Raw genomic sequence first — 5,318 nt, forward strand, 5'->3', positions numbered from 1 at the left:
CCGACCCCCGCCCTCCCGACCATCGCCGTCGCCGCCGGCCCCAGCGGCTTGCAGCGCGGACTCATCTCGCCGATGCTCGCCGGATTCCCCCCCGCGCCCCCCGCCGTCGACGAAGCCGCCAACCCCGCCGCGCCATTTCCGCCCGCGATCCACCGATCCGCGAGGATCAGCGGAATGCCCGTCACGACGATCACCCCAAGGCCCAGCACGATGCCCGGCAAGCCGCTCGTGACGATCACATTCAGGTCGATACCGTTACCGAGCGCGAAGCCGAAAAACGGAATCAGCGGATGCACGCAGCGGCCAAAGAACTCGCGCAACTCGCTGTCCAGGTTACCCAGCGCGAAGCCGATCAGGAACGGCAGCACCGCGCCGACGAACAGCCGCGGTTCGAAGAACGCGACGCCGGTCGCGCCGAGGATGATCATGCTGACGAGCGGCCCCGATTCGATCGACATCAGGACGAACGCGCCCGCCTCCTCCTTGGAGCCGTATTGCTGCATCACGGCCGCATAGAGACCGCCGTTGGTCATGTCCATCGACGTCGTGATCGCGAGCACCGAGAGGCCCGCGAACAGGCCCGCCTTGACGCCGTCGATCGGAATGAAGTGCGAAGCAACGATCGTTGCAATCCACGCCACCACCATTTTGGTCACGAGCAGCGTGCCCGACTTGCGCAGTACCGTGCCGGTCGCCCGCAGGTCGATCGTCGCGCCCATGCAGAAGAACCACACCGCCAGAATCGGCACGGTGCCGGTAATCAATCCATTGGTGAACGACCCGAGGTACTTCCCTCCGCCCGGCGCAAACGTGTGGACACAGGCGCCGAGCAGCAACGGCACCAGCATCAGGCCGCCTGGAATGCGGTCGATGGCCTTCTTGAGCTTCATGCCTCCTCCATGGACTTTGCGTCCAGTTGTCGGGTGGATCACCCGGGGTGATGTCCCGTTCTTGCGCCGGGCGACTCCCTTTCGGCGCAATATAGCATCGCGATAGGAACAACGTTCCGATTTTGATAGACTTCCTGATCATCGTTTACCCGTGTGTCACCCAGAAGGCTTGCCGCGCTTGATGTGGCAGTGCAATATTTTCGGACCGATGTTCCAGATTTGAAATTCTGCGCTACAGTCAGCAACAGAACGCCGTCGTAAAACGGCACGGCAAGACACCCCATCCGACCGGAGGCAAGAGCAATGGAAGTGAGACAGAGCATCAACAGCGAGCACGCGAAGACCCTGGATACCGCCGGACTGCGCAAGCAGTTCCTCGTCGAAGACGTGTTCGAACGCGACGCGCTGCGCCTCACGTACAGCCATATCGATCGCATCATTGTGGGCGGCGTGTGGCCGGCGACGCGCGCGGTCGAGGTGCCTACCTCGCTAGGCAAAGCGATCGGCGTCGGCTATCTGCTGGAGCGTCGCGAGCTTGGCGCGATCAACATCGGCGGCGATGGCTGGGTCGACGTGGACGGCACGCGCTATACGGTGCGCAACGAAGAGGCGATCTACATCGGCAAGGGCAAGCAGGCCGTCGCGTTCGGCAGCGACGACGCGGCGCGCCCCGCCAAGTTCTACCTGAACTGCGCGCCCGCGCATGAGTCGCACCCCACCCGCACGATCTCGCTCGCGCAAGCATCGCCCGAAACGCTCGGCGACCCCGCCACGAGCAATCGCCGCACCATCTACAAGTTCATCGTTCCCGAGGTGCTACCCACCTGCCAGCTCTCGATGGGCATGACCAAGCTCGAACCAGGCAACCTCTGGAACACGATGCCGTGCCACACGCACGAGCGCCGCATGGAGGTGTACTTCTATTTCAACGTCGCCGACGACGCGGCCGTCTTCCACATGATGGGCGAACCGGACGAAACGCGGCACATCCTCGTGCACAACGAGCAGGCCGTGATCTCGCCGAGCTGGTCGATTCACTCTGGCGTCGGCACGCGCGCGTACACGTTCATCTGGGGCATGGTCGGCGAGAACCAGGTGTTCAGCGACATGGATCACATTGCGGTGCGCGATCTGCGTTGAAGGCGAGCAGGCTCCTCCCTCAGCGCTGCACGGGCACCGCAAGCACCGCAGGCACATAGGTACCACGAGCACCCTGGACGCCACCGGCACCGCGAACGACATAGGAACCTACGCACAGTGAGCAGCTTCGATCTGACCGGTAAGGTCGCCATCGTCACCGGCAGCAATACGGGCCTCGGCGCGGGCATGGCCGTCGCGCTCGCCATGGCCGGCTGCGACATCGTCGGCGTGAGCCGCGCGGACGCCGGCGATACGGCCGCGCAAGTCGCAGCAACGGGACGCCGCTTCGCGGATGTGCGCGCCGACCTCGCCTCCATTGCCCCGGTCGACGACATCGTGCGCGCCGCTGTCGAAGCGTTCGGCCGCGTCGACGTGCTCGTGAACAACGCAGGCATCATCCGCCGCAAGGACGCGCTCGACTTCAGCGAAGACGACTGGGACGCCGTCATGGACGTCAACCTGAAGAGCGTCTTCTTTCTTTCGCAGGCCGTGGCGCGGCAGTTCGTGAAACAGGCAAGCGGCGGCAAGATCATCAACGTCGCGTCGATGCTGTCGTTTCAGGGCGGCATCCGCGTGGCGTCGTATACGGCGTCGAAAAGCGGCGTGCTCGGTCTCACGCGGCTGCTCGCGAACGAGTGGGCCGCGCAGGGCATCAACGTGAACGCGATCGCGCCGGGCTACATGGCCACCGCGAACACGGCGGCGCTGCGCGGCGACGCGCAGCGTAACGATGAAATCGTCGGACGTATTCCGGCGGGCCGCTGGGGCACGCCGGCGGATCTCGCGGGACCGGTGGTGTTCCTCGCCTCGTCCGCGTCGGACTATGTGCACGGCCATACGCTTGCAGTGGACGGCGGCTGGCTTGCGCGCTAGCGTGATGGAAGCAGAGAGGTCACGCGGCTCGCGCGACGCGGTATGCTCTCGGCGCTGGGGGCGATCGGCATCGGGCTGTAAGCGGATTTTGATCGGTTTGGCATCAACAGGGAATGACGGACATGGCAGCAATGGGCAAGCAGCGCAAGGACGACGACGCCGTACACATGCAGGAAGCGGACAGCGCGGGCGGTATGGCTAACGACAGAGGCGAATCGGCCTCGTCGATCGGCAGGGTCTTCGCGATTCTTGGCGCGATCGGCGACAGCGGGCAGATCGGCATCAGCGAATTGTCGCAGCGGCTCGGCATGTCGAAGACCACCGTGCACCGCGTGATCCAGACGCTGAAAGCGCTCGGCTATGTGACGCAGGAAATCGAAACCGAGCGCTACCGGTTGACGATCCGCCTGTTCGAACTCGGCGCGAAGGCGCTGGAAAGCGTCGATCTCGTGCGCGAGGCCGATGTCGAGATGCGCCGCATCGGCCAGGTCACGCGCGAGGCGGTCCACCTCGGCGCGTTTGACGAAGACGCCATCATCTACATCCATAAGATCGACGCCGACTACGGGCTGCGCATGCAGTCGCGAATCGGCCGCCGCAATCCCCTGCACAGCACGGCGATCGGCAAGGTGCTGCTCGCGTGGATGGACCCGGCAGAAGCGCGCGAAGTACTCTCACACGTGGAATTTCGCAAGTCGACGCAAAAGTCGCTCGCCTGTGCCGACGCCGTGTTGAGCATCCTGCCGCGTGTGCGCGAGCAAGGCTACGGCGAGGACAACGAGGAACAGGAAGAAGGGCTGCAGTGTCTCGCGGTGCCGGTGTTCGACCGCTTTGGCCGCGTGATCGCCGGCCTGTCGATTTCGTTTCCGACGATGCGCTGCGGCGCCGACACGAAATCGCACTACGTCGCGCTACTCAAGCAGTCGGGGCTCGCGATCTCGACGCGGCTCGGGTATCGCGAAGCGACGGAGCATGTAATTGTCGAAGGGTTGAACTGAAAAACGCAGGCCCCCCAAAAAATTCGACGGAATTCTTCGGGGCGCCTTCATCACGTACGCAAGCAGTGTGGCATGCGCAGTGTACGCATGCATACGCGGCCCGCGACGTTCAAGCAGCCTTCGCAGCCAGATTCGGTTCGACGCTGCGCGTAAAGCTGCGGCGACCGTCGACACTCACCGGCACGTCGCCCTTCAGCGTCACGCGACGCACCACGCGGTGAACATCGCCGTAGTCGTTGACGGCGTAGTGCTGGGTCGCGCGGTTGTCCCAGATCGCGACGTCGCCTGCCTGCCAGCGCCAGCGCACGATGTTCTCGAGACGCGTCACATAGGCCTGCAGCAGTTCCAGCACATGCGCCGACGCGCTCGGCGTGAGACCGACAAAGCTCTTCACGAAATGACCGAGAATCAGCGTCTTTTCGCCGGATTCCGGATGCACGCGCACGACCGGATGCTCGGTCTCATAGCGTGTCGACACGAACACTTCGCGATAGCGTTTGAGCGCTTCGGCATCTCGCCCGCGCTCGCCGACGTTGCCATAGTTCGCGTAGTCGTATTCATTGCTGTGCACGGCCCACAGTTGCTCGGCGAGCGCTTTGAGCGGCGGCGGCAGATCGTCGTATGCGGTCGCGGTGTTGGCCCAGACGGTGTCGCCGCCCACTTCCGGAATCGTCACACCGCGCAGGATCGACGCTTGCGGATATGCGTCGACGAATGTCACGTCCGTGTGCCACGAATTCGCGCGGCCGCCACGATGTGAATCGAGTTCGAGCAGGTAGTCGGTGCCGTCCACCACCGGCACCGTGGGGTGTGAAACCGGCTCGCCAAGCAGCTTGGCGAAGGCCTCCTGATCGGTATCCTGCAGGTGCGCCTGGCCGCGGAAAAAGATCACCTTGTGGCGCACCAGCGCGGCGCGAATCGCTTCGACGGCGGCCGGTTCGAGCTGGCCCGACAGGCGCACGCCGCGAATTTCCGCGCCGATGCGGCCGGTGACGGGATGAATGTCCAATGCGCTGGACGTCGCGAGACTGAGATTCGACATGCGATGCAACTCCTGGGTTTGAGGATGAGACAGATCAGAGCGCCGGTTGAATCAACACTTGATTGGCTCTGTCTGCTGAATCGACGAACCATTATCGGCAGAGTGGGCGCCGCGAATCTATCGCGCTTTGGACACTTGATAGAAGAGCTTTTTATATCGTTATGAGTTTTCTCACGCTGTATCGCTCACTTCCCGCAACGCGTCCATATCGATCACGGTGATCCGGCTATAGCGCACGTCCACGATGCTAACCCAGAGGATTGTTAGCGGAACGGGAACGGCGCAATGAGTTGGTCGCAGGCACGGCGGACGAGCCGTTCCCGTTCCGCTAACAATTCGTTGAGCTAAACCGCTCCACAGTCGGTGGCTATGGGT

At 63.5% G+C, this 5,318-nt stretch carries 5 protein-coding genes; 3 read left to right on the forward strand and 2 right to left on the reverse strand.

Annotated elements, in window-relative coordinates:
- Positions 1-890, reverse strand: an 890-nt coding sequence (locus FSO04_RS44850; RefSeq protein ID WP_154567797.1) for a 2-keto-3-deoxygluconate permease, incomplete at its 3' end; no start/stop codon positions are given.
- A gap of 303 nt (positions 891-1,193) precedes the next feature.
- Here FSO04_RS44850 and kduI point away from each other — a divergent pair.
- From kduI to kdgR, 3 genes are all read left to right on the forward strand, one after another.
- On the forward strand, positions 1,194-2,030 hold the full coding sequence (gene kduI, locus FSO04_RS44855; protein WP_154567799.1) for a 5-dehydro-4-deoxy-D-glucuronate isomerase: 837 nt from the start codon (positions 1,194-1,196) through the stop codon (positions 2,028-2,030).
- A 117-nt stretch (positions 2,031-2,147) separates the two neighbouring features.
- Entirely contained in the window at positions 2,148-2,903 is a 756-nt protein-coding gene (gene kduD / locus FSO04_RS44860; protein WP_168436036.1) for a 2-dehydro-3-deoxy-D-gluconate 5-dehydrogenase KduD, read from the forward strand.
- A 122-nt stretch (positions 2,904-3,025) separates the two neighbouring features.
- On the forward strand, positions 3,026-3,901 hold the full coding sequence (gene kdgR / locus FSO04_RS44865; RefSeq protein WP_154567801.1) for a DNA-binding transcriptional regulator KdgR: 876 nt from the start codon (positions 3,026-3,028) through the stop codon (positions 3,899-3,901).
- 109 nt (positions 3,902-4,010) lie between these two features.
- On the opposite strand, the gene FSO04_RS44870 is transcribed toward kdgR, so the two are convergent.
- Entirely contained in the window at positions 4,011-4,943 is a 933-nt protein-coding gene (locus tag FSO04_RS44870) for a TauD/TfdA dioxygenase family protein (protein ID WP_154567803.1), read from the reverse strand.
- Positions 4,944-5,318: the final 375 nt, after the last annotated feature.

It is taken from the genome of Paraburkholderia madseniana, from assembly GCF_009690905.1.
Taxonomy (GTDB): domain Bacteria; phylum Pseudomonadota; class Gammaproteobacteria; order Burkholderiales; family Burkholderiaceae; genus Paraburkholderia; species Paraburkholderia madseniana.